Below are 20,164 nucleotides of genomic sequence, written 5' to 3'. Positions count from 1 at the left end.
CTATGGATCTGGATGCACGGAAGCACCCATTTTTCAGTAACAGCAAACCTGCTTGCCCATTACGGGGGGATTGGTTGAGTTTTTGCCTGGTCGATGAGTTTGGAGTAGGGAACAGCTATGGCGGCTTACCCTATACGGTCTACGACAGTGCAGGGCAAAAGCATGAGGGCAGACTTGACGCAGATGGATTCGCAAAGTTACGAGATATATATTGCGGTCCCGTCACTCTCATTTTTGACGATCTGTACACGGGGGCAGAGCGGCTGTATCAATGGTTGATGAGGCGCCCCACTTATCGGTTGCCTATTACCGAACTTCAGTTTCGTGCCGAGCGCACGCGATTTGCTGCCGCTGACGGTCGTCGTATTGAACACAATCCTGCTCGGCAGCGGGCAGACAAGTTTTATCAAGTCGAAGTGCGCGATTTAGTAAGGCACGTTGCTCATTTGCCCCCAACCGCTCCTCGTGTTCATCAACCGCAACGCCATGCCCTGAAAATGCTGGCTGACCTGGGATTCGGCGTACCTGAGCCAATGTTGGCGGGAGTCGTTCTGTTTCCCAACAACCACACGGTGCTGGAAGTGCGCCCGCTACGCGCTTTGCGCCCGGCTCTTTCGAGTGAGGACAACTTTTGTGCCTTGAACCTGTATCAGCTGTCATTGATGGCGGCCTTGAGTTATTGCGATTTTGGTCAGGAACCTCCAAAAAAGCCTGTGGATCAAGTCCGTTTTCCGCTGAATCCAAGTGTAGGCAATCTATTTGCCGAACAGCTTTCCAACTACGAGGAAGCCTGGAAAATTGATCCAGAACAGGTACAGCGTTTTTTTCCCCTTTATGAAGAGGTCCCCTATTCGCAACGATTTGAGATTCTTCCTTTCGACCCGTATTTGTATCCACAGAATCGTCCGGAACTTGAGAATAAGCAGGAGCATCCCGCAAATTTGCACTTTTTCGATGACGAAAAATTCGGCACCGATACTCAAGCGTTCATTACCCATCACGATGAGGTAATCCTGATTTCTGTGCGTGGTACGTTCAGTAATGCCGACGTCCTGCGAGATGCAGATGCTCACCAAGTATCTTTCGTCGAAGGTATTGGGAAGGCCCACCAAGGTTTTTATGAGGCTTATCGGGCGATGCGGGATTTCGTCTTGCGTTATCTCGATCAGTTCCACAACGGCCAGCGCATCGTCATTTGCGGTCACAGCCTTGGTGGTGCTATCGCATTATTATTGGCAGAAGGCTTGCGCAGAGTCCCGGACGCTCGCTACAACATCCTCCTCTACACCTACGGCGCTCCCCGCGCCGCCGATTCCGAATTCGTCGCCGGTGCATCCGCTCTGGTCCATCACCGTATCGTCAACCATAACGATCCGGTCCCCAGCGTTCCGGCGCCGTGGATGAACACTACCGCCAAACTGTGGGTTCCCGGTGCGGTCACCTTGTTCAGCGCGCCCACGCCGGGCGGGCTGTTGTTCGCGGCCGGTCTGGTGCGCGTCGGTGGCAATCCTTATCAACACCATGGCGAACAACAGCATTTCATGCCGATCACACTGCCCGACGGCACCCCGTCCTCGGTGCTGTGGAAGCCCGGTTGTGAGTCCATTCAGGAGGCCGGGGTCAACCGTGCATTGAAACTGCATGGCGACACGCCCCTGCGTGAGAATTTCTTGAGGCAACTGTTCCAGGCGAGTCAGCACTTCATGACCGCCAGCTATATCCCGGCCGCCTGGGCCACATTACGGCGTTGGCAGCAGGCCTTGGACAGTCAGGGTTCGCTGGTGACACAGCGCGAGTACGAACTGGTGGATCGGGCGCTGGAAACCATGCGTCAGCAGTTGCGCGACAAGCGGCGTGAGCTGGACCGCAGGCCTGTGCCGAATGGGCGCAGCCATGTCCCCGAACACTATCATCAGGCCCTCAACGCCGAGATCGACCGCTTGCACACTAGCCGTCGACGCCTGGAGAGCCTGCGCTGGCGTCGCCTGGAGGCACGCGATGTGTACGGCAGCCATGCGCAGTCCGTGCGCCTGCAAGGCTGCCTAAACCGTTGGTTCAGCCATCGTGAAAACCGCGAGTCGCCGCCAGTGGCCAGCATCCCTTCGGCGGCGCCCAACGAACGGGGCAGGGCACATCCACTGGATATCGACTCGATTGTCTGAAGCGCCGGCTTACATGAACGCGACCTGAGCCGGCTGGCGCTTCATCAATACTTTGCCGTTGCGGATCGAGTAGAGCGGCAGGCCCTGGCTGCGGATTACCTCGTAGTCGCTGTCTGCCGAGAGGATCAACAAGTTGGCGGGGCGCCCAGGTTCCAGGCCGTAGCGCTCGCCCAGGGCCATCGCCTTGGCGCTGTTGTCGGTAACCAGGTCCAGAGCACTTTGCAGGTTGCGGTAGCCGAGCATGTGGCAGATATGAAGACCGGCTTCCAGCACGCGCAGGATGTTGCCGTTGCCCAGGGGGTACCAGGGATCGACGATGGAGTCCTGGCCAAAGCACACGTTCATGCCGGCCTCCAGTAACTCGTTCACTCGGGTCACACCCCGGCGTTTCGGAAAGCTATCGAAGCGCCCTTGTAGATGGATGCTCTCGGTGGGGCAGGAAACGAAGCTGATGCCGGAATGCCCCAGCAGGCGAAAGAGTTTGGCGCAGTAGGCGTTGTCGTAGGAGCCCATGGCGGTGGTGTGGCTGGCGGTGACGCGGGCGCCCATGTCGCGGCTGCGGGCTTCTTCGGCAAGCACTTCAAGAAAACGTGAGTGCGGGTCATCGGTTTCGTCGCAGTGCACGTCCACCAGGCAGCCGGTGCGTTCGGCCAGGTCCATCAGGAACTTCACCGAACTCACGCCCTGGTCGCGGGTGTATTCAAAGTGCGGAATGCCGCCGACCACATCGGCACCCAGACGGATGGCTTCCTCCATCAATTCGCGGCCGTTGGCGTAGGACTCGATGCCCTCCTGGGGAAACGCCACGATCTGCAGATCGATCAGGTGTGCGCTTTCCTCGCGCACCTGCAACATGGCCTTGAGCGCCGTGAGCTGCGGGTCGGTGACGTCGACGTGGGTGCGTACATGCTGGATGCCGTGGGCGGCCAGGGCTTGGATGGTTTGTTTGGCGCGGGTGCGGGTGTCTTCCTGGGTGATCGTGGCTTTGCGTTCGCCCCAGCATTCGATGCCTTCGAACAAGGTGCCGCTCATGTTCCAGCGTGGCTCGCCGGCGGTGAGAGTGGCATCGAGGTGGATGTGCGGTTCGACAAAGGGCGGGATCACCAGGTTGCCGGCAGCGTCCAGATCATCGGTCCCCAGGGATGGCACGTTGGTTTGTGCGGTGATGCTGGCGATCCGGCCGTTTTCCAGGTGCAGATCATGCAGGCCTTCACGGTGGCGCAGGCGGGCGTTGATGATGTGCATGGGCAAGTTCCTCTTGGCTAAAAACAATCAGGCAGACAGCCGCCAGATCATCAGGGCGATACCGATGTCCAGGCGGTCATAGGCGTTGTCCAGCGTCAACCCGCACAGGGCTTCGATGCGCTGGATTCGGTGTGTCAGGGTGTTGCGATGTACGGCCAGGCGCTGGGCGGCGGCCATCAGATTACCATTCTCGTGAAACCAAGCTTCCAAGGTCGGCATCAAGCTGGGGCCGTGCTGCAAGTCGTGACGCAGCAAAGGGCCCAGGCGCTCCTTGAGGAATTGGTCGAGCAGCGCGCGATCACGCACCCCGCTGAGCAACTTGAGCACTCCCAGTTCGTCGTACACGCACAGCCCGGCGCGCTCGCGGAAGCGTCGCGCGGCGGCCAGGGCCTGACGCGCTTCATCCTGGGCCTGGGCCAGGCGGGCCGCCGGGTGCGCGGCGGCGCTCAGGCCGATAAACAATTTGAGCGGGGCCAGGCGCAGGTTCAATGGGCTCAACCACTGCGCCAGTTGGTGGCGGTTGGCCAAGGCGGCCACAGCGTCCGGCGCCGGCAGCAGCAGGGTCCATTGCCCGGCGCGACCCAGGATCGGTACGGTCGGCGACCACTGGCGCAAACGCCGACCAATCGCGTCGTGTTGCCCCGTTAGGTGCGCCTCCACCTGCGCCGCATCGCCCTGGGCAAACAGCGCTTCACTGCCCTCCAACTGCAACTGCACGACCTGCCAGTGCCCCGTCAGCGGCATGCCCAATTGCGCGGCGCGGTGCAGCAGGATGTCCAGGGACTGATAATCACCGGCCAGCAAGCGCTCCAGCACATCGTGCCGCGAGCGTCCCAATTGCTCGGACTGGATCAGCGCCGAGCCGATGGCTTGGGTCACCAGCACCATCTTCAGCGAATAGGGCTGCTCGATCAGCGGCATACCGGCAGCAGCGGCGGCGTCCAGCACGCGCAGGGGGATGGCCTGGATATACGTCGGCCCGGTGAGCACCACCAGCCCGGCGACCTGGCGTTGACAGGCCTCCTCCAGCAGTTGCAGCAGGTTGGCCTCATCGCGGGGATGGTTGATACCGGTGACAAACACCAGCTCACCGCCCAGCACCCATTCGGCGATCCCGCTGTTTTCCGCCACATAGGGCCAGCGCACGGGGTTATCCAGGCCCGTCTGGCCGGCACGCAGGGTCAGGGATTCCAAACCCGGCAGCGCCAGCACATCGGCGACGGTCAAGCTCATGCCTGGACGTCAGCCAATGGCGCACGTACCCGCAGGAGGGCGCTCAATATGATGTAGGTCAGCGATGCCGCGACAATCCCTACCAGCGGCGCTACCCACGGCGAGTTGAAGGCCAGCACAGTGCCCACCGCGTAGGCGAGGAGCCCCGGCCAGTTGAACGCGGGCAAGCGTGTTTGCGCCAGGCGTGGGTATTGACCACGGTAGCGGTAGAAGAAGTCCGCCATGATCACCCCTCCGATCGGCGGGATCACCGTGCCTAGCAAGATCAGGTACGGCACCAGCATGTCGTACATGCCCAGCAGCGCCAGCAATGTGCCGATCACCGCGCCGGCGAGGGTCACGGTCTTGCGGCGTTTGGTGCGCAGCAAATTGCAGCCGGCCACCGCGAAGTTATAGATGGTGTTGTCCTGGGTGCTCCAGATATTGAGCAGCAGCATCGCCATCGCAGCCATGGCAAAACCCTGCAATAGCAACACTTCCACCACATCCGGCTGTTGATAGACGATGGCGCCATAAGCCCCGATCAGCACCATCAGCCCATTGCCGACAAAGAAACCAATCAGGCTGGCCAGCACCGCCACCTTGGCCGAGCGGGAAAACCGCGTCCAATTGGTAGCCTGGGTCGCGCCGCTGACAAAGGTGCCGAACACCAGAGTAATGGCCGTGGACAGATCGAGTTGACCGGTTGGCACCACCGCCAGCAACCCTTGCAGTCCGCCGACTTTCACCGTAGCCACCCACATCGACAACACCAGCAGGATGCCCATGGCCGGCACTGCGATGTACGACAGAATCTCCAGCCCGCGATAGCCCACGTAGGCGGTGGCGCAGAACACCAGGCCGAACAGCACCATCAACACCAGCACGCTGCCCTGGCTCAGTTCGAAATACTTGCCGAGCACCACGGCGGCGGTGGCGGTGCCCCAGGCGTACCAGCCGATCTGGGTAAAACCGAGGATCAGGTCGCTGAGCTTGCTACCCACCTCGCCAAAGCAGAAACGCCCCATCAACACCGAGTTCAAACCGCTCTTGAAGGCGATATAGCCCAGGCCTGCGGCGTAAATACCCAATAGCAGGTTACCGAGGGCCACTACACCGAGCATCTCGGTGAAACTGAACGCCACCCCCAATTTGCCGCCGGCAAACATGGTTGCGGTAAAAAAAGTGAAGCCCAGCAGCACCATGGCGGTGGACGCCAGGCCTTTACGTGCATGCATCGGGACTTCGCTCAAGGGGTAGTCATTGCCGGATTCTTGCTGCGTCATGTGCCTTGCTCCCTGAATGAGTGACGCAGGCCCATTGCACCACGCGTGCCAAGCCGACAGCAGTGGTGGACGCACGGCGCCGGTTGTGCAGCATGCACAATTTTGCGCGCCAAACAGGAGGGCTAAGCTCAAAGCACTGTTCGCCATGCCCAGTAGGGCACGAAAGCGGTGCAGGGGTGATACAAAATGGATCAGTCGAACAAGGTCTGTGTGGTCTCGCCGCGATGAAACGCAAACGCCGCCTGCAGATCGCGTTCGATGGTGCGCCCACGGGACAATGGCGGCAGGTCGTCCAGGCTGAAAAAGCCCACCTCAGTGGTTTCGACACCAGCTACCGGCGCTGACTGATCGATGGGCTCACACAGGAAATACAACTTGTAGAAGTCCCGCACATCCGGCCGATACAAGCCTTTGGCTTTGTGCGTCACGCTGTACAGCGCCCGCGCCATTACTGTCAGCCCGGCCTCTTCATAAATCTCCTTGATGATGTTTTCCGACGCCGACAGGCCAATATCGGCATAACCCCCCGGTAGCGCCCAGCAACCGTCGGTGGCTTCGCGCACCAGTAAAATCCGGTCCCCCTCGATGACGGCACCGCGCACGTCAATCATCGGCGTCGAATAGCGCTGGGCGAAATCCGGCACCAGACCGGTGATGCGCTCAAGGGGCACATCGCCCAGCTGCGCAAGCATGCTGTGGGCGATCCGGGCGATTTCTTCCAGGCGTTCGCGCTCGAAATCATCGGTGCAAAAATGCAACCCCGTGGACGCCAACGCTTGCAGGCGCTTGGCCTGGGCCAGCCACGTGTTCTCCATTGCATTCTCCTTGATTGCAGGCAAAAGGGCTGGCTGAAAGGGTGCAACGCCAGGCACAAAAAAACCACCGCAAGGGTGGTTTTTTTACCGCGCCGGTTTATTCGCCGCGGTAGATGCAGCCGCTGGTGCAGGTTTCGTGGATACGGATCGCGCTCAGCTCAGGCAGCAACGGTTTGAGTTCATTCCAGATCCACTTGGCCAGCACTTCGCTGGTGGGGTTTTCCAGGCCGGGAATGTCGTTGAGGTAGTTGTGGTCCAGACGTTCGTAGAGCGGCTTGAAAATCGCCTTGATCTCCGAAAAGTCGCGAATCCAACCGGTATGGGGATCCAGGTCGCCACTCAGGTGGATCGCCACCTTGAACGAATGCCCATGCAGGCGCCCGCATTTATGGCCGTCCGGCACGTGCGGCAGGCGGTGGGCGGACTCGAAGGTAAATTCTTTGAAGATTTCCACGGTGTGACCTGTAGGGCTTGTGTTGCTTGGCTTCTGGGGAATTGTCAGCAGCTGGTGTACTGATCAATGTACTGATTGGTCGTTGCTGGGCATGATTGAGGTCATCCATTCAGCGATTGCCGACTGGCGCCAGGCGACCGAGTTGGGGCCTATTCTAACCTGTTTTGGGAAAGTGCCCTCCCTGATCCGCCGATAAACTGTGTTTCGGCCCAGGCCAGTGGTGTGCAGCACCTCGTCGAGGCGCAGGAAGCGATCAATGTTTTCTGCTCTATTCATGACTCTCTCCGTGCGCCCGCCGTGGGCCGAGCTGTCTTGATGATGTGAACGATCATGCCGAAGGTGAACAGCATCCAGGCGCAGGTACCGCCGAATGCGTAGAGAAGGTCGGACGTCTGTCCGTCCATAACCAGTTCGGGGGCGATCCAGAAGATCCAGCAGACGGTGCCGGACACGTACAGCGTTATGCCCACAATGAGCAGGGTGAGTTTTATTGCGAACATGGGGTGTCCTTGCCCGCCGCTCACCGGCAGGCATGTAGGGGTATTGGGGTTAGGGGTTCTTGCGCTTTTGCGGGGAGGGCGGGAAGCCGAAATACATCCGGCGCTTGCCAGTGCCGCCACACTCACGACAGCCGCTGGCTTTATGGGCGCCGTATCCGTAACTGCAGCTTGAGCAGTCACAGCTGCATCCTGAGCATTCCACGGTGCACTGGCCTTCCTGCTCGATAACATCGTCTCGGGTGATCAAATAACTGGAGCGCCGATCCAGCCGAAACCCGGTAATCTTCTCGGCATCCTCGTAGGTCGCCGGATCTCGCCTGAATCCCCACTTGGCTGCAGGGTCTTCAACGATGCGGGTCACCGTTCTCATGGCCTGGGCCCCTTGTAGATGAAGACGTAGGCGAACCAGAGGGTGGCGATCATGGCGTCACCGCCAGCTTCTGCCATTCCTTGTAGCCGTCGGCGTACTCCCAGCAGTAAGTGGCTGGCCAGGCGCCTCGCGTACCTTCCTTCACGATGTTGTAGTTACAGCCCTCTTTAGTTGGCGTGGTCTTGATCCAAACGTGCTGCGGGCCGCCCAGGAACCACCCGTGGTACTGGGTAACGGCCTCAGTCATAAACTTGGTGAAGTCGTGGTGGCCTTTGCTCATGACGATGTAGGTGTCGCTGCCTACGCTCTCCACGTCGAGCGGATACTTTTCTTCAGGCATGCCGGGTTCCTTGCCGCTATAGCGGCTGACTTTGAAGGGGGGGGTTACAGGTTTTGCGGGTGGAGTACGGATGTACTCCTGTCGAATTGAGCTCAGTACGGCACGCATTCTTTGCAGTTCGCCATCCAGCCCTTGGAGCCGCAGCCAGGACAGACGTGTTCGTCCTTGGCGGACTCTGCTGGCCTTAGTGCGGCGCTAGCGATCATCTGGCATACCTCAACTGATGGCTCTGGCATTTCCCGCTCAGCCTCTATGTAAGCCACGCAGCGAGCGCTGATCTTCTTTAAAGCAGTCTCCAGCACATCCGCCCGCTCATCCGCTGCGGTCAGGCGCTGCTGCAGGGCTCGGTTACGAGCCTCACAGGCGTCGAATTGCTCAGCAATCACAAATGTCTCGCCATCTGTGTCGCGGATGAACTCATGAGGGTGAGGGGCGCACACGCGTGCTTGGGCCTCACCGTTGTAAACGCCGATATACCAACGCTTTACTTCGGACACGGTTATATCCTTGCCGGGCCATGCCCGGGCGGTAGAGTGGGGGGCGGTTCGCGTCGTTTGAGGTATGTTTATGGGCTGATGGCTTGATAACATCAGCAGATTTATCGGGAAGAGTGGTTTATGAAGTTCAGGATGGAATGGCTGCTATGCCTCGGGCTTTTTTGTGCAGGCGCTGTTTGGTCAAAAATGATCACTCCAAGTGACTTTTGGAAAGTAAATAATGTTCACGACCTTTTCGAGATATTCGGAGCTTTAGCTACGTCTGGTGCCGTAGTGATTGCGTTGATGACAATGAACTCATGGAAGCGACAAGCTAAAGCCGAAGCAGACCATGAGCTCGCCCGAAGAGTTGTGATAATTCTTCGCAAGTATCGTGATGAGCTTGTTCACACATGGAGCTACGCAGAGTCATCAGTTGCTCAAATTCGTGGAAGTACATGGATAGGCGACGGAGGCAACGAGAGCCCGCTGGTGGGAATTTATCAAAGGAGGCTAGATCAAATGGAGGAAGTGCGCGCCCAGCTATCTCCTATTGAGGTTGAATGCGCAGAGATCTGGGGAGGCATCTTCAAGACTAAATTTGATGAACTATATTCTTATGATGATGGTTTTCGTAGTTTTATCGAAACGTACCTCCGGTTGCTTATCAGAGGAACGTTCGACGATCGATCCGAAATGGAGGCTGATAACGCTCTTGAAAGATGGGCTCTCTTGGACGGTTGGAAGTTGGGAGATCGAGCGTCTGCGGAGTCCACGATAGATGCGTTGATCGAGCCCCTGAAGTTCAAAGCTCGATCGCGACTTATTGGGTTTGGAGAGTGATACTGCCCTCAATTTCATACTCTGCTATTTCGCAAAAAAATGAGCAGGCGGGCAGTTTTTCATTGCGGCGCACCGGCCCTTCGCCAAGATCGCGCAGTGAAAACCGCTCGTTCGTTGTGCGGTTACGGTGCAGGTAGCTGCCTGGGCCAAGCTCGTCTTGAACCTTGCAAAGCTCTTCGAACTGCTCAGGGAAGTCCTCGCGAATCGCCCGGTAATAGCCCTCACCACCCTTCACGCAGCCGATGCAGTTAGCGTTGTCGTATCCCTTGAGATACATGTAGGGCAGCTCTATCCCAGCCCGCAGGATCATCGCCTTGCAATCCTCTTTACCCAGGCCCGCATCAATCAGCGGGGCAATAACAGGGCGGTCAGGGTTTCGGTCACGGAAGTCATCTAGGCGGTCCACCTCTTCGGCTGTGTAACCGAACACCATAAGGTCACCCGGTTGTTTCCACGCATCGAGCAGGCGGCGTTTCAGTAGCTTGGTGCAGGGCGCGCCATTGCGACCTTTCATGAATCGCTCGCGCCGGAAAACCTGAATGATGTCCGCACCGTACTTCTCGTCGCGCAGCTTCACGATCTCTTGCCCGAACCACTCCTGACAGTCCTGTAGGAACCGCCGGTTGTCTTCGTGCTCGTTTGCCAGGAATGCGTTGATGATCTGAACGTCGTGAGTTGCGCCGTATTGTGCCAGCGCCAACTTGGTAGCCACCGCCGAGGCAGCGCCGCAGCTGAACTGGCAAACAATTCGTGGTCGTTGTGCGGACATAGGGGGATCCTCGCCAGCTGGCGTGATTCGTTGATATGGGGTATTACGGGTGACCGGCATGGAGCCGGATCAAAGAGGTATGTATGCGTAATTACAACTACGAAGCAGGCCTTCATGAGCTTCAGATCGCAAAGGAGGAAGCTGAGGCGGCTGCGGAAGATTTCTACGATAAATACTGGCCGTTCCAGACTGACGAGATAGCCGCTCAGTACAGGGATCTGCAGTTCACGGCGGTTATCATGCTCGCCGAGTTTGAACAATTCGCTCAGCAAGGCAGCATTAAGCCAGCACGGTAACGCTCCTTAAGGTGTGTTGCTTGTTCCACAGTTCCGACAGTCTTCCCGATAGCGCTGGGCGTCGCTGATGAACCGGCCGCAGCCTTCACAATTGAACATCATCATTTTGGATTTTTTCGGCTTGGGCAGCTTGATGCCGGTTCCCCGTAGAGCCTCCTTGATGTTCACGTCGTCTCGCTCTACCAGCCTTCGGGCGAACTTATCGATGTATGGCTTGGGCCACACTATGGCGCCTGTTGAGCCAAGCTTGCCTATCCAGGTGATGGTGTGAGCCTTCGGTACTACGACTGCCTTCGACAGATCGCTTGTGAATACTCCGTCCTCACAAAGCCAAATCAGGTTGTTACCGTTCCAGCACTGCGGCTTCTGGATGTAAAACTCGGCTGCTTCGGGGTGCCGGCCTAGGGCCTCGCTCAAGGTGACATATTGGCAGTCGACACCAACACGCGCCCTGGCGTCGATATAGGCCTTGGGCCAAGGGATGTCGGTGTCTCGGTGATCGCAAGCGCCTTCACGGGTGAACACCTGGGCCTTGGCCAAGTCGGTGACGTACCCAGAGCCACCGAAGCCCCAGAACGATAACCCGTCGCCGACGTAGGCGTGGCTGCGGCTGTCTTGCAGGTAGAACTGGTCGTCCATGGATTATCTCCAGTCAGGCGCCGCCCTCCGTGACCGGATACGGCTGTGTGTGAAATTTGGTGAAGTGGCGGTTTGATGGCTCTATGATTCGCCACCACCTACAGGGAGAGTTTTAAATGCGTTTTTTACTGGCTACAGCGATAGCTATTGCCATTGCAGGCTGCTCCGGGCCCGGCGTTGTTCCGATGGGCCGCGACACATACATGATTGCGAAGGACGGTAGCTTCACTACTTTTGGTGGTGGCGCTGTAAAAGCGGAGCTGTACCAAGAAGCCGATGCGTTCTGTGGCAAGAAGGGAAAGCAGTTGATGCCAGTCAAAGAGGCGTCCAGGGATTCGGGTTACGGGCGCTACGCAAATGCCGAATTGCAATTCCGTTGTCTTGACGCGAACGACCCAGAGATGGGCCGACCGACGATGGAGTCAGAGCCACAGCTGAAGATCAAAGTGGAGTAAGCCGCCATTTGCGGTGATGGCAATTAAGTCTAGGTTGGGGCGTTACGGATTATGGCGTGTAGCCAATAAAGGAAGCGAAGATGTATCAGGAGCAATATTGGAACGAAATGGTGGAAATCAGGGCCCACCAGAACTATCTCATGCTCTATCAGCTCAGTTCCGAAAGATGGGATTTAGGCTTCAGGATCTTCCTGGCCTTGGCCTCCAGTAGCGCTATCAGCGCTTGGGCGGTCTGGCAGCAGTATCCGAAAGTCTGGGCTAGCATCATCGCCGGCTCCCAGGTGATTTCTGTATTGTCATCGTTGATGCCTCATAAGTCGCGAATAAAGCCTTTAAGCGCTGCTTCGCTGGCCATGACCGAGCTCGCGGATAAGGCAGAGCGTGGCTGGTTCGACGTGTCGGAAGGAGCGTTGAACGACAGGCAGGTCAACAAAGCGAGGCACGACCTAAAGGAGCAAAAAAGAAAAATAATGACGGACAAATTTGGCAGTATGGTTATACCTGTAAGAAGAAAGCGCATGGCCAATGCTTCCGCAATGGCCGCAGAATATTTCACTTCACACTACGGTGTTTGATATGCCCAATAAGCCTGTAACTCCCGCGCACAAACCAGATGGCCGCCCTCAAGTAAATGAGCGCAACTTACCCCCGATGCAAATCAAGGTACCGATGCCGGCTGTTAAACCTACGAAAAAGGATTGATCTCTGGCTTGATCAACTCATCACCCGGATCTTGCTGGATCATCTGCAAGCTCTTCCGGTGAAATTCCCGCGCCACGTTTTCGGATATCTGGAATTCGTGGCGCGGCGGATCAAGCAGGAAGGTAGCTTTCGAGCCAAGCGCATGCAGGTGATGAATCATCAGCGTCATCGCCTCGCCCTGCTCAGTAATGCCTGACCACTCCATCAGATCGGCCAGGGCCTGCCGGGGGCCTGGGCGAACTCTGAGCCTCAATTCCTCTTCGGCATTCGCCACGCGCTTCCTGGCAGTTTTTGCCGAGCGTTCCTGCACAGTCTTTGCCATGGCCTACCTCTTCTATTCCGCTGGCCGGCAGTGCGAGCCAGGTTTGACGTTTGCGTTGCTGGGTGCGGGCTATGCGGCGCATGAGTCGACCTTCACCTGTTGCCAGGCGCCGACCGAAGTCAGCAAGAATGACAGTTGCGCCTCGGTTACCGTCTTTTCGCCAGGCACTGCCAGCCACCCCATACCTACTCGGTGATTCGGGTTGCAGTCGGCCTTCACCTCTTCATAGAAGTGCTCAAGGACGTCCGAAAGCCTTTCCACCAGGTGCACGCCGTCAGGTCTGATGTCGATCGATTTCATGTACTGGGCGCCATCTTGGCGAACACAGATGCTGGCGATGTATATCGTCCAGCGGTGTGCAACATCGCAGAGCGCGTCGGAAACCGTTCTCGAAAGAATCTGCTTTCCGTTCTTCCAGTTGATCATCACCTGCAGGCCGCTTGGATCAATGTTGATGACGGCAGCATGGTTGGTGTTGATAAGGGCCCGCATGCTGCGTTCGATCTGAACGCGCCGATTGCACGGCTTGCGCTTGCTCATATCGCCTCCGCGAGTTTGCGCAGCGCCTTACGTTCCGCCGCTGTGATAGGCGGCTTGCGGCGCTTGAGGATGGTTTCGGGGTCGATCTTGGTGGAGCGCTTCGGCGGTGGAGGGTTAATCGCCGGGCTTTCACCCAGGTAGATCGTTCCGCCAGCCGCCAGAAACTGCGCCGTGCGCTCCGATATTGAGTCGGCGTGCTGACGCTGCTGCTCAACCAGGTTGAGGTGATTGCTGACGTACATGCCGACCTCACTTGATTCGGATCGAACTGTCGCCGCGCTCCAAGTGAGCCCAGGTAGGTTCGGGTAAAAGTTCGTGTTCAGCGTCTTCACCGGCTGCCATACGCTTGCGCACCGCTTCGTTATGCTCGCGGATCTCCTTGAGCTTGGCGGCAATGGCCTTTTTGTCCGGAGCAATGCTCGACTTCACAGTGGTCAGTTCGTCCGGCACTGCATCTTCGTTGTCCACGATCACCCGTTCGCTGCCCATGGCCAGTGTGATGGTGAAGAGCGGACGCTTGATCGACTTGATGTTGGCGGCTTCCATGTTGCGACGCAGGTAGTCGCTGATCTGGGCGACGCTGTTGGACTTGATCCGCTTGAGTTCAGCCAGGCGCTCGATTTCGTTGTCGATAGCCGTCACGTCGCTTTCAATGTTCCGGCGCAACATGACGATGTTGTCAGCCTTGTCGTTGAAGTCGCCTTGCACTTCGTCCATGGCGTGCTGCAGGGCCTCTTTCAGACCCTCATCATCGGTATCAGCCATGGCCTGGAGTTCGGCGAGTTTGCCGGTGAGTGCGTAGAGTTGGGTCATGCTGCGGCCTCCGTGCCTTTTTCAAGCACAGCTTTGCGCTCCTCGAATGCTCGAGTGATTCGCGCGATGAAGGTGGGTTCGTTGCGACGAGTTGCCTCGCGGATGTATTTCACGTTCAGAAGCTTGAGTTCGTGAGTCGTGACGGCCTTGCCAATGGTTTCGACCGCTGAGGCAAGCCAGTCGACACGCTCTTGTTTTTGGCGAAGTATCTCGGCGTCCTTGTCCTCGGCTTTTTCAAGCTTGAACTCTTCGGTGATGGTGTCGACGTAGGTCGGATCGTCGAACATGCCCATGTAGATGTCGGCGGCGAACCCCAACGGCTGCAGGCATTTACCGATCGCGTCCGTCAGCGATTTTTTCGCTGCGTCCCAGTCAGTAAGAATCTTTCCCTGCTGCAGGTAGATAAATGGCGTATGGCCGTAGTGCTGAACCGTGCATTTTTGCCCAGCGTTGCCCAGGTACCAAAGCTCGATTTTTACGGTGTGCAGCTTCGCGCAGATCATTGGAGCCTCTGGCCACTCTTTAGTGGGCGCCTGAAGCGGTGCACCTTCGTCAAATCGATCCTCAAGGACATTCCAACCCCAACCCTCACCGCATGGTCCGAAAATCTCTGTTGCCTTGCGCATGAGGTAGGTTGGCCTGATCGCAGTGCCCTTAAAGCCACCCGCGCCAGTGTATTTTTTAGTAGCGTCAGGGTCGGTTGTGTTGACCTGGTCCCAAATTCTCGTGTTCTCGGACATTACTTATTCCTCCAGCCGTCAGCGCGCTTGACCAGTTCCTTGAAGGCAGTCGACGGCAGCCTGCTCATGTATTTTTTGTTGTCGCGATACCATTCTTCCAAGGCGGCTTTGGGCGTCTGGATGGCAACGACGTGGGAGACCTGTTGCTTGTACGAAGTCGAGTTTGAAACCTGAGAGTGGAAGGTCCGGCTCACCACTACAGTGTTGGTCATTCCCTGCTTGACCAGGTTGTTCAGTTCTTCCTGGGATTGAACGGCAATGGCACCGGGGTGCTTCTGCTGGAACAACCGGTAGCAGGCCTCCCGTACAAGCTCGGTACTGCCGTACTCGACATATTCAACGTCAGGAATACCAGCCTCGATCTTCTCCGCCACCTCATCCAAGCGCCCGGTGTCAATCCAGGCGTTTTTCGACACCTGTTTCAAATCCCATCCGCTAACCGTTTGGCGGTCTCGCTCAAGCTGCAGATGCTCGGGGAGAATGTCATAGCCGTAGGTCAGATCGGTGTCGCATACGAAGAGGGTGCCGACGTACAGCTTGCCGGGCCGGGAGGGCAGGATATGGCCGTATTTGGTACCGATGACGTCGCTCATCGGCGGCTGCATACGCAGGCACATGTTCCGGATTTCCGTTTCGTCTTCCTCGGTGAGGCCGGAGACAACGAACTCAACGCCCTGATTCTGCCTATGTGCCGGCGTCTCGTTGATGCACAGCACCTCCGCGTCGAACTGGTCGCTATGCCGGAACTCAGGCACCCACTGCTTATTGCCATTCCAGACCTTCACTTCGTACCCGTTCCGGGTCAGTACCAACAGGGCAATTTTGTAGCCCTCGCCGAAGCTGCCGATGGCATCGGCGCGGTCGGACTTAGACGTGCTGCCCAGAACCAGGGTGCTAGCCTCCAGCCTTGCAAAGCGGCTGGTGATGAACAGCTGGCCGTTGGCGAAGGCGTATTCGAAAGGCGACTCGCTATCCAGCGCGTTCTGCACCAACTCCCGGATGGCTTCTTTCAGGCCCCAATGGCGGACGTAATCGCGGGACAGGGGAAGTTCGTAGGACTTAGACCGGATGCGATCTGCAATAGCTGCGAGCATGGTAATACTCCCGCGCCATCCTTGCGGGGCGCTGTGATGTGTTGGTTATTGAGTGATTCGATCAGCGAGGGCGCTGAGCAACATCAGAAAGGTGCAGACGGAGAGGGCAGAGAAGGAACCGCGCCAGATCAGCATGCGCCTGGTGCGCTGGTGGGGAGTCAAGGCCGAACCCTCACCGCGATGCGACCACCCTTCATGGTTGGCGCCAGGCGCTGTGGCAGATCCCGCACCAGCTCTTCACGCTTGCGGCCGATGAGCTCGTTGAAGGGAAGGCCGAAGCCCAGGATGGCAATGCGGCGCTCGATGTCGTCGAGCTGCTCGTCGATCAACGATTTAACCGGTGCGGTGGTCATGCAGCCTCCTTGCGGTGCCTGGTGATTTTCAGCAGGCGCTGGCAGTAGTGGTTGAATTCTTCGACGGTGATCGCGTCGCCGGTGAGCATGTTGGTGATCATCCGCACCACGACGGCTTGGGCGCCGGGCTCGCTGCTGGGATGCTCAAGTGCTTCAAGTGCCTCATCGATCAGGATGTGCGGACTCATAGGTCGGCATCCACATCGTCTTCGCGCTCTTCCCGTTCTGCTGCTACCGCGTCTTCGGCATACGGTCTCAGCAGCGCAACAGCGATCTTCTCGACCGCTTCAATCGGGCGTTGATGGCCCAGCAGGTCGGCTGCGTGAGCCCGGGCATCGCTCTGGCTGCCGAGCATTGACGACAGCAGTAGGCGGGCAAACGAATCACGCTGGTCCAGGCCGTCGATCTGGCGCTGGTTCAGGTAGCCCTGCAGGGCCGTGCAGAACCGGTCGAACGTCACCACGTGCGGCTGGCCGTAGCGGCGCTTCCACTTGATATCGACTCCGCACACAAGGCGCTCCGCCGAATGCTCAAGCCAGTCCGTCACCTCGTCGCTCTCGCTGACCTCTGGAGGCAACTGAGCGTCGTAACGCTCCTGGCAAATATTCAATGCTGCGTTCATGGGCGCCTCCAAAGTGGCGGGTTGTTCACCTGTATTCGTCAACACTCATGCCTCCCGCTGGTTGCCGATGGGCGCGGGGGAGGAGTGCTGACGTAATAGAGGTGGGATGGGGGGTGCCGGTTACGCTGTCCGGCTCCTGCGCTCTGTGTGGCCGAAGCCAGGTCGAAAAGGACGGTGGTGATGCAGGTTAGGCGGTTAGAGCCCGCGATTTCGTCCGCATCGGAAAGCAGTCTTTGAGGTGAGATACACGCAAGCGAGATACACAGCTCAATGGTGGCGCCCAACCGACCGCGCCAGGCCGGCAGACTGCTTACCGATACAGCCTGCGCTTCGGCGCGCAGGTGAACGGGCAGTTAACGACAGGCTGTCGTGGCGCTGGTTGTCAGGCTGCGGCCGGGATCACCACCAACACGGTGTTGACCATCGTTCCGGCTTGCTTGAATGAGGCTTCTGGAAGGGTTTCGATACTCCCGCCGCGCTGCTCTACGATCCCGCGAAAGTCCCGGGTCAGAGCGTCATCGCGGAAGGTCACACCGGAAGGCATGATCGCCACCAGTCGGCCGCCGGGCTTCAGGAACTTCAGTGCGTGAACAACGTGGTGAATATCACTGCGCTTTTTGTCGAAGGGCGGGTTCATCAGCACTCTGTCATAGATGGGTTTAGGCTCGACCTGCAAGAAGTCGCCAGGTTCGGAAACACCCGACAGCGGCAGCTTCAGTTCGATCAGCGCTTTGTGGTTGTCCGGCAGCAACTCGTGCATGTCGACCATTACGCCTACCGCTGCGGAGTTGGCGGCCTCCGCCAGTGCACCACGCCCGGCGCTCGGCTCCAGCACCATCATCCCGTCGCTGATCATTGCGAGGTCCGCCGCATGTTTTGCAACGTGTGGTGGAGTGGGGAAGAAGCCGAAGTCCTGAGGAACAGTAACCTCGCCGGTCATCAGGATGTTTTCGATTGCGTCGGCGGCGTCACCGGCAAACAAGTGCGCTTTTGCCTTGGTGTTCCACTTGCCGCCCGCAGCCTTCAGAGTTTTGTCGAGGCGCTGATACAGACTCTTATCGAGCTGGCCGGCGGTGATGAACAGCTTGTTGTCTTCGGTGCGCGAAGCGCTGAGCAGCGCCATCACTTCGTTATCGACTTTCATGTGTGACTCCCGGTTGTTTTCCCAATGCACCCGACCGAACTGCAGCTGGGTGCATCAGTGAAAACTTCCGCCGTGACCCGCTACTGGCGTCGGTCACCGGCTTGAATCAAATGTTCTTCCAGCCGCGGGCCTTTCGGCTTGTTCTCCCGCTGGATAACTGTTCTTGGCGCTTTACGCTGCGCGCCCGGGTCAGTTGCCAACCCTCTGAACCGTTTAGGCCGGTTCATCGCTGCCTTTGAATCTGGGCCGGTGGTGATCCGACAAGGTGTGTCGCTAAAGATCGGTGCAGGTTTAGCTGCTGGCCGGCATCGTTCATTGCTGGCTTGAGGCGATAATCACAGAGTGTGTTTGTTGTGTCAACACGTAACGTGTTTGTATTTTTCATGATTGAATCACGCTGTGTGGTTTTTATAGGGCGATTGGGACGGAGGGGGCAGGGAGCCCGCCTATCGGCGAGCTCATTTAGGAATCGCAGTACTCACGCCAGCCGATCCGGACGGCGCCGTCTTCCAGGTGCTCGACCGTTATGCCCGCGGTGTCGCCGATGTCTTGGATGACCTGGCGCCAGGCTTCAGGGCTTTCATCGTCTCGCCTGGAAACCTCGACCAACTGAATCCTCTGCACTCTGGGGGAGGCAATTATGCGTTGCAGGCGATGGCCCACAAGCTCGTAGGAGTTTCTCGGTTTTGGTGTGGGGTAGGGTGCCTGAATCATGCTTCGCTCCTTGCGAATACTGTATTTGTGTACAGTATTGGTGGTGACATATCTTGGCAAGATGGGGGCGGCAAGTTTCATGCATAAATGCATATTTTTAAGGAGGTATTTTTCGGCGGGCATGAAAAAGCCCGCGTTTGGCGGGCTTGAGGTTGATCGGGAGAGCTACGCGTCAGGTGCCACAATATGGATTTCGCCGAGAAGGTCGCTCACTGAGCGGATGTTGTCGCGCGCACCTAGCGCCTCAGCTTCCGAGGCAAATGGTCCGACAGCGACGTATTTCGCCGATCCTTTCGTGGTCGGGAGCCCCAGGCGCTTCACTGACCGGGTTGCCTCTGCGTGAGCCCATGGCTCGCATTCCACCCGCACAGTCCATCCTGACATCAAGGGTGCTTGTGAGGACAGTACTGGGAGCACGTCACCACCACAATGTTTGCACTTGATAGCTGCTCTTTTGATGTTCTCTGCACAGAGCGGGCAGAGGCGGGTATCTGTCTGTGCCGCTGATTGCGGCGCAGTGGATTTTCCGCCGAGAAGCACCATAAGCAAGCCGGCGAGTATGATCACTCCGCCGACAATCGTGTGCACCTGGCGGTCTGCCATGAGGCCCAGGTTGTTTACCCGGCCACCCGCGCCGGTTGAGACGGACACATCCATACTCAGCGCGAATATGAGCCAGCAGATGCCGGCTATCAACGCGAACGTCCCAAATCCTTTCATTGGATCCCTCCCGTAATTAAGCCTTACTTTACCATTAGTGGCTCAGCGCCTCCATTTTCTGACCAAGTTGTAGTCAATGACTTGAAGTAGCTCGATACCCTTCTAGCGTCATCACGAGAATCAGCAAAGCCTCAAGGAGTCTTTCATGAACAAAACGTCAGATTTTCAGGATGTTGAAGCTGTATTAGGTGGTGATCAGGAGGCAGGAGTTACTGATAGTGCCGGGCCATTCAAAAGTGAGCTGAAGCTAGAGGAGGCGTGCGGATGGGGGCGTTCAGGGAATATGTACTACCTCAGGAATACAGTCACAAACTCAAAGGTAACGGTGACCATAAAGATAGTAACGAAGGCTGGGAATGACCAAGGGACAGCGTACCAAGACTACAGGCTAAAGCCCGGGGAGAGGAAACCGATAATGTGCTCGTTAAGCGGAGAAAGCCCTACATCATTAAGTCATCATCAGCTTACGATCTCAGGCGAAGTTTTTGGTTAGTGAATGCCAACAGTGATTCGCAGGCAAAGAAAAGCCCGCGATGGG

Annotated in this window: 29 protein-coding genes; 6 read left to right on the top strand and 23 right to left on the bottom strand. The window is 57.7% G+C overall.

Annotated features, from left to right (window positions below; all coding sequences use genetic code 11):
* Positions 1-2: 2 nt before the first annotated feature.
* A complete protein-coding gene (locus YA0848_RS32110; protein ID WP_169903576.1) occupies positions 3-2,162 on the top strand; it encodes a lipase family protein in 2,160 nt (719 codons plus the stop codon).
* A 9-nt stretch (positions 2,163-2,171) separates the two neighbouring features.
* Here the strand turns inward: YA0848_RS32110 and codA are convergent, their stop codons facing one another.
* The 10 genes from codA to YA0848_RS32060 form a co-directional block, all read right to left on the bottom strand.
* A complete protein-coding gene (gene codA / locus YA0848_RS32105) occupies positions 2,172-3,407 on the bottom strand; it encodes a cytosine deaminase (protein WP_034096840.1) in 1,236 nt (411 codons plus the stop codon).
* A gap of 27 nt (positions 3,408-3,434) precedes the next feature.
* On the bottom strand, positions 3,435-4,640 hold the full coding sequence (locus tag YA0848_RS32100) for a PucR family transcriptional regulator (RefSeq protein ID WP_034096841.1): 1,206 nt from the start codon (positions 4,638-4,640) through the stop codon (positions 3,435-3,437).
* Positions 4,637-5,905 (bottom strand): cytosine permease, encoded by a 1,269-nt coding sequence (gene codB / locus YA0848_RS32095; protein WP_034096842.1) that lies wholly within the window; start codon positions 5,903-5,905, stop codon positions 4,637-4,639. The genes YA0848_RS32100 and codB overlap by 4 nt, the downstream gene beginning before the upstream one ends.
* Before the next feature lie 191 nt (positions 5,906-6,096).
* On the bottom strand, positions 6,097-6,720 hold the full coding sequence (locus YA0848_RS32090; protein ID WP_169903577.1) for an NUDIX hydrolase: 624 nt from the start codon (positions 6,718-6,720) through the stop codon (positions 6,097-6,099).
* Positions 6,721-6,817: 97 nt separating this feature from the next.
* Entirely contained in the window at positions 6,818-7,174 is a 357-nt protein-coding gene (gene queD / locus YA0848_RS32085; RefSeq protein ID WP_003173033.1) for a 6-carboxytetrahydropterin synthase QueD, read from the bottom strand.
* Between the two features lie 63 nt (positions 7,175-7,237).
* Positions 7,238-7,450 carry a helix-turn-helix transcriptional regulator gene (locus YA0848_RS32080; RefSeq protein WP_169903578.1) on the bottom strand — a complete coding sequence of 71 codons (213 nt, stop codon included), beginning with the start codon at positions 7,448-7,450 and terminating at the stop codon, positions 7,238-7,240.
* Positions 7,447-7,674, bottom strand: a complete 228-nt coding sequence (locus YA0848_RS32075) for a hypothetical protein (RefSeq protein WP_198712507.1) — start codon at positions 7,672-7,674, stop codon at positions 7,447-7,449. The genes YA0848_RS32080 and YA0848_RS32075 overlap by 4 nt, the downstream gene beginning before the upstream one ends.
* A gap of 49 nt (positions 7,675-7,723) precedes the next feature.
* Positions 7,724-8,044 carry a hypothetical protein gene (locus YA0848_RS32070; protein WP_198712506.1) on the bottom strand — a complete coding sequence of 107 codons (321 nt, stop codon included), beginning with the start codon at positions 8,042-8,044 and terminating at the stop codon, positions 7,724-7,726.
* A 49-nt stretch (positions 8,045-8,093) separates the two neighbouring features.
* Positions 8,094-8,384 (bottom strand): hypothetical protein, encoded by a 291-nt coding sequence (locus YA0848_RS32065; protein ID WP_169868896.1) that lies wholly within the window; start codon positions 8,382-8,384, stop codon positions 8,094-8,096.
* Positions 8,385-8,476: 92 nt separating this feature from the next.
* Entirely contained in the window at positions 8,477-8,881 is a 405-nt protein-coding gene (locus YA0848_RS32060; protein ID WP_198712505.1) for a hypothetical protein, read from the bottom strand.
* 120 nt (positions 8,882-9,001) lie between these two features.
* Here YA0848_RS32060 and YA0848_RS32055 point away from each other — a divergent pair, with 120 nt between their 5' ends.
* Positions 9,002-9,703 carry a hypothetical protein gene (locus tag YA0848_RS32055; RefSeq protein ID WP_198712504.1) on the top strand — a complete coding sequence of 234 codons (702 nt, stop codon included), beginning with the start codon at positions 9,002-9,004 and terminating at the stop codon, positions 9,701-9,703.
* Here YA0848_RS32055 and YA0848_RS32050 read toward each other — a convergent pair.
* A complete protein-coding gene (locus YA0848_RS32050; protein WP_198712503.1) occupies positions 9,684-10,472 on the bottom strand; it encodes a hypothetical protein in 789 nt (262 codons plus the stop codon). The two genes, YA0848_RS32055 and YA0848_RS32050, sit on opposite strands and share 20 nt — an antisense overlap.
* 83 nt (positions 10,473-10,555) lie before the next feature.
* Here YA0848_RS32050 and YA0848_RS32045 point away from each other — a divergent pair, with 83 nt between their 5' ends.
* Positions 10,556-10,768, top strand: coding sequence for a hypothetical protein (locus YA0848_RS32045; protein ID WP_198712502.1), 213 nt, complete (start codon positions 10,556-10,558; stop codon positions 10,766-10,768).
* Between the two features lie 6 nt (positions 10,769-10,774).
* Here the strand turns inward: YA0848_RS32045 and YA0848_RS32040 are convergent, their stop codons facing one another.
* Positions 10,775-11,407, bottom strand: a complete 633-nt coding sequence (locus tag YA0848_RS32040) for a hypothetical protein (RefSeq protein ID WP_198712501.1) — start codon at positions 11,405-11,407, stop codon at positions 10,775-10,777.
* 116 nt (positions 11,408-11,523) lie between these two features.
* On the opposite strand from YA0848_RS32040, the gene YA0848_RS32035 reads away from it, so the two are divergent.
* Both YA0848_RS32035 and YA0848_RS32030 read left to right on the top strand, forming a co-directional pair.
* The gene (locus tag YA0848_RS32035; protein ID WP_144407266.1) at positions 11,524-11,862 is read left to right on the top strand and encodes a hypothetical protein; all 339 of its coding nucleotides are present in this window, start codon (positions 11,524-11,526) and stop codon (positions 11,860-11,862) included.
* An 80-nt stretch (positions 11,863-11,942) separates the two neighbouring features.
* Positions 11,943-12,437, top strand: coding sequence for a hypothetical protein (locus YA0848_RS32030; RefSeq protein WP_198712500.1), 495 nt, complete (start codon positions 11,943-11,945; stop codon positions 12,435-12,437).
* Positions 12,438-12,547: 110 nt separating this feature from the next.
* Here YA0848_RS32030 and YA0848_RS32025 read toward each other — a convergent pair whose 3' ends face one another.
* From YA0848_RS32025 to YA0848_RS31975, 11 genes are all read right to left on the bottom strand, one after another.
* The gene (locus YA0848_RS32025; protein ID WP_198712499.1) at positions 12,548-12,886 is read right to left on the bottom strand and encodes a hypothetical protein; all 339 of its coding nucleotides are present in this window, start codon (positions 12,884-12,886) and stop codon (positions 12,548-12,550) included.
* Positions 12,887-12,955: 69 nt separating this feature from the next.
* Entirely contained in the window at positions 12,956-13,426 is a 471-nt protein-coding gene (locus tag YA0848_RS32020; RefSeq protein ID WP_169868903.1) for a hypothetical protein, read from the bottom strand.
* A complete protein-coding gene (locus YA0848_RS32015; protein WP_169868904.1) occupies positions 13,423-13,668 on the bottom strand; it encodes a hypothetical protein in 246 nt (81 codons plus the stop codon). The genes YA0848_RS32020 and YA0848_RS32015 overlap by 4 nt, the downstream gene beginning before the upstream one ends.
* A 7-nt stretch (positions 13,669-13,675) precedes the next feature.
* Entirely contained in the window at positions 13,676-14,239 is a 564-nt protein-coding gene (locus YA0848_RS32010; protein WP_169868905.1) for a siphovirus Gp157 family protein, read from the bottom strand.
* The gene (locus tag YA0848_RS32005; protein ID WP_169388695.1) at positions 14,236-14,979 is read right to left on the bottom strand and encodes a hypothetical protein; all 744 of its coding nucleotides are present in this window, start codon (positions 14,977-14,979) and stop codon (positions 14,236-14,238) included. Before YA0848_RS32005 ends, YA0848_RS32010 begins: the two co-directional genes overlap by 4 nt.
* Entirely contained in the window at positions 14,979-16,073 is a 1,095-nt protein-coding gene (locus YA0848_RS32000) for a hypothetical protein (protein WP_198712498.1), read from the bottom strand. The genes YA0848_RS32005 and YA0848_RS32000 overlap by 1 nt, the downstream gene beginning before the upstream one ends.
* Before the next feature lie 158 nt (positions 16,074-16,231).
* Entirely contained in the window at positions 16,232-16,426 is a 195-nt protein-coding gene (locus YA0848_RS31995; protein WP_198712497.1) for a hypothetical protein, read from the bottom strand.
* Positions 16,423-16,614, bottom strand: a complete 192-nt coding sequence (locus YA0848_RS31990; protein WP_003218303.1) for a hypothetical protein — start codon at positions 16,612-16,614, stop codon at positions 16,423-16,425. The genes YA0848_RS31995 and YA0848_RS31990 overlap by 4 nt, the downstream gene beginning before the upstream one ends.
* Positions 16,611-17,048: a hypothetical protein gene (locus YA0848_RS31985; RefSeq protein ID WP_198712496.1), complete on the bottom strand. Its 438-nt coding sequence runs from the start codon at positions 17,046-17,048 to the stop codon at positions 16,611-16,613. The genes YA0848_RS31990 and YA0848_RS31985 overlap by 4 nt, the downstream gene beginning before the upstream one ends.
* 382 nt (positions 17,049-17,430) lie before the next feature.
* Positions 17,431-18,192 carry an SAM-dependent methyltransferase gene (locus YA0848_RS31980; RefSeq protein ID WP_198712495.1) on the bottom strand — a complete coding sequence of 254 codons (762 nt, stop codon included), beginning with the start codon at positions 18,190-18,192 and terminating at the stop codon, positions 17,431-17,433.
* A 462-nt stretch (positions 18,193-18,654) separates the two neighbouring features.
* Positions 18,655-18,906, bottom strand: coding sequence for a DUF1654 domain-containing protein (locus tag YA0848_RS31975; RefSeq protein WP_198712509.1), 252 nt, complete (start codon positions 18,904-18,906; stop codon positions 18,655-18,657).
* 865 nt (positions 18,907-19,771) lie between these two features.
* Between YA0848_RS31975 and YA0848_RS31970 the strand changes: the two genes are divergently transcribed.
* The gene (locus YA0848_RS31970; protein WP_198712494.1) at positions 19,772-20,119 is read left to right on the top strand and encodes a hypothetical protein; all 348 of its coding nucleotides are present in this window, start codon (positions 19,772-19,774) and stop codon (positions 20,117-20,119) included.
* The last annotated feature ends 45 nt before the right edge of the window (positions 20,120-20,164 follow it).

The organism is Pseudomonas sp. S4_EA_1b (genome assembly GCF_016307435.1).
GTDB classification, from domain to species: domain Bacteria; phylum Pseudomonadota; class Gammaproteobacteria; order Pseudomonadales; family Pseudomonadaceae; genus Aquipseudomonas; species Aquipseudomonas rhodesiae.
The sequence above is the reverse complement of the archived record's forward strand: the minus strand, read 5'-3'. Positions and strand labels throughout refer to the sequence as shown.

Excerpts from the sequence above, each read along its gene's own strand:
- YA0848_RS32110 (WP_169903576.1), top strand. The coding sequence starts at position 3 with ATGGATCTGGATGCACGGAAGCACCCATTTTTCAGTAACAGCAAACCT.
- codA (WP_034096840.1), bottom strand. The coding sequence starts at position 3,407 with ATGCACATCATCAACGCCCGCCTGCGCCACCGTGAAGGCCTGCATGAT.
- YA0848_RS32100 (WP_034096841.1), bottom strand. The coding sequence starts at position 4,640 with ATGAGCTTGACCGTCGCCGATGTGCTGGCGCTGCCGGGTTTGGAATCC.
- codB (WP_034096842.1), bottom strand. The coding sequence starts at position 5,905 with ATGACGCAGCAAGAATCCGGCAATGACTACCCCTTGAGCGAAGTCCCG.
- YA0848_RS32090 (WP_169903577.1), bottom strand. The coding sequence starts at position 6,720 with ATGGAGAACACGTGGCTGGCCCAGGCCAAGCGCCTGCAAGCGTTGGCG.
- YA0848_RS32080 (WP_169903578.1), bottom strand. The coding sequence starts at position 7,450 with ATGAATAGAGCAGAAAACATTGATCGCTTCCTGCGCCTCGACGAGGTG.
- YA0848_RS32075 (WP_198712507.1), bottom strand. The coding sequence starts at position 7,674 with ATGTTCGCAATAAAACTCACCCTGCTCATTGTGGGCATAACGCTGTAC.
- YA0848_RS32070 (WP_198712506.1), bottom strand. The coding sequence starts at position 8,044 with ATGAGAACGGTGACCCGCATCGTTGAAGACCCTGCAGCCAAGTGGGGA.
- YA0848_RS32065 (WP_169868896.1), bottom strand. The coding sequence starts at position 8,384 with ATGCCTGAAGAAAAGTATCCGCTCGACGTGGAGAGCGTAGGCAGCGAC.
- YA0848_RS32055 (WP_198712504.1), top strand. The coding sequence starts at position 9,002 with ATGAAGTTCAGGATGGAATGGCTGCTATGCCTCGGGCTTTTTTGTGCA.
- YA0848_RS32050 (WP_198712503.1), bottom strand. The coding sequence starts at position 10,472 with ATGTCCGCACAACGACCACGAATTGTTTGCCAGTTCAGCTGCGGCGCT.
- YA0848_RS32045 (WP_198712502.1), top strand. The coding sequence starts at position 10,556 with ATGCGTAATTACAACTACGAAGCAGGCCTTCATGAGCTTCAGATCGCA.
- YA0848_RS32040 (WP_198712501.1), bottom strand. The coding sequence starts at position 11,407 with ATGGACGACCAGTTCTACCTGCAAGACAGCCGCAGCCACGCCTACGTC.
- YA0848_RS32035 (WP_144407266.1), top strand. The coding sequence starts at position 11,524 with ATGCGTTTTTTACTGGCTACAGCGATAGCTATTGCCATTGCAGGCTGC.
- YA0848_RS32030 (WP_198712500.1), top strand. The coding sequence starts at position 11,943 with ATGTATCAGGAGCAATATTGGAACGAAATGGTGGAAATCAGGGCCCAC.
- YA0848_RS32025 (WP_198712499.1), bottom strand. The coding sequence starts at position 12,886 with ATGGCAAAGACTGTGCAGGAACGCTCGGCAAAAACTGCCAGGAAGCGC.
- YA0848_RS32020 (WP_169868903.1), bottom strand. The coding sequence starts at position 13,426 with ATGAGCAAGCGCAAGCCGTGCAATCGGCGCGTTCAGATCGAACGCAGC.
- YA0848_RS32015 (WP_169868904.1), bottom strand. The coding sequence starts at position 13,668 with ATGTACGTCAGCAATCACCTCAACCTGGTTGAGCAGCAGCGTCAGCAC.
- YA0848_RS32010 (WP_169868905.1), bottom strand. The coding sequence starts at position 14,239 with ATGACCCAACTCTACGCACTCACCGGCAAACTCGCCGAACTCCAGGCC.
- YA0848_RS32005 (WP_169388695.1), bottom strand. The coding sequence starts at position 14,979 with ATGTCCGAGAACACGAGAATTTGGGACCAGGTCAACACAACCGACCCT.
- YA0848_RS32000 (WP_198712498.1), bottom strand. The coding sequence starts at position 16,073 with ATGCTCGCAGCTATTGCAGATCGCATCCGGTCTAAGTCCTACGAACTT.
- YA0848_RS31995 (WP_198712497.1), bottom strand. The coding sequence starts at position 16,426 with ATGACCACCGCACCGGTTAAATCGTTGATCGACGAGCAGCTCGACGAC.
- YA0848_RS31990 (WP_003218303.1), bottom strand. The coding sequence starts at position 16,614 with ATGAGTCCGCACATCCTGATCGATGAGGCACTTGAAGCACTTGAGCAT.
- YA0848_RS31985 (WP_198712496.1), bottom strand. The coding sequence starts at position 17,048 with ATGAACGCAGCATTGAATATTTGCCAGGAGCGTTACGACGCTCAGTTG.
- YA0848_RS31980 (WP_198712495.1), bottom strand. The coding sequence starts at position 18,192 with ATGAAAGTCGATAACGAAGTGATGGCGCTGCTCAGCGCTTCGCGCACC.
- YA0848_RS31975 (WP_198712509.1), bottom strand. The coding sequence starts at position 18,906 with ATGATTCAGGCACCCTACCCCACACCAAAACCGAGAAACTCCTACGAG.
- YA0848_RS31970 (WP_198712494.1), top strand. The coding sequence starts at position 19,772 with ATGAACAAAACGTCAGATTTTCAGGATGTTGAAGCTGTATTAGGTGGT.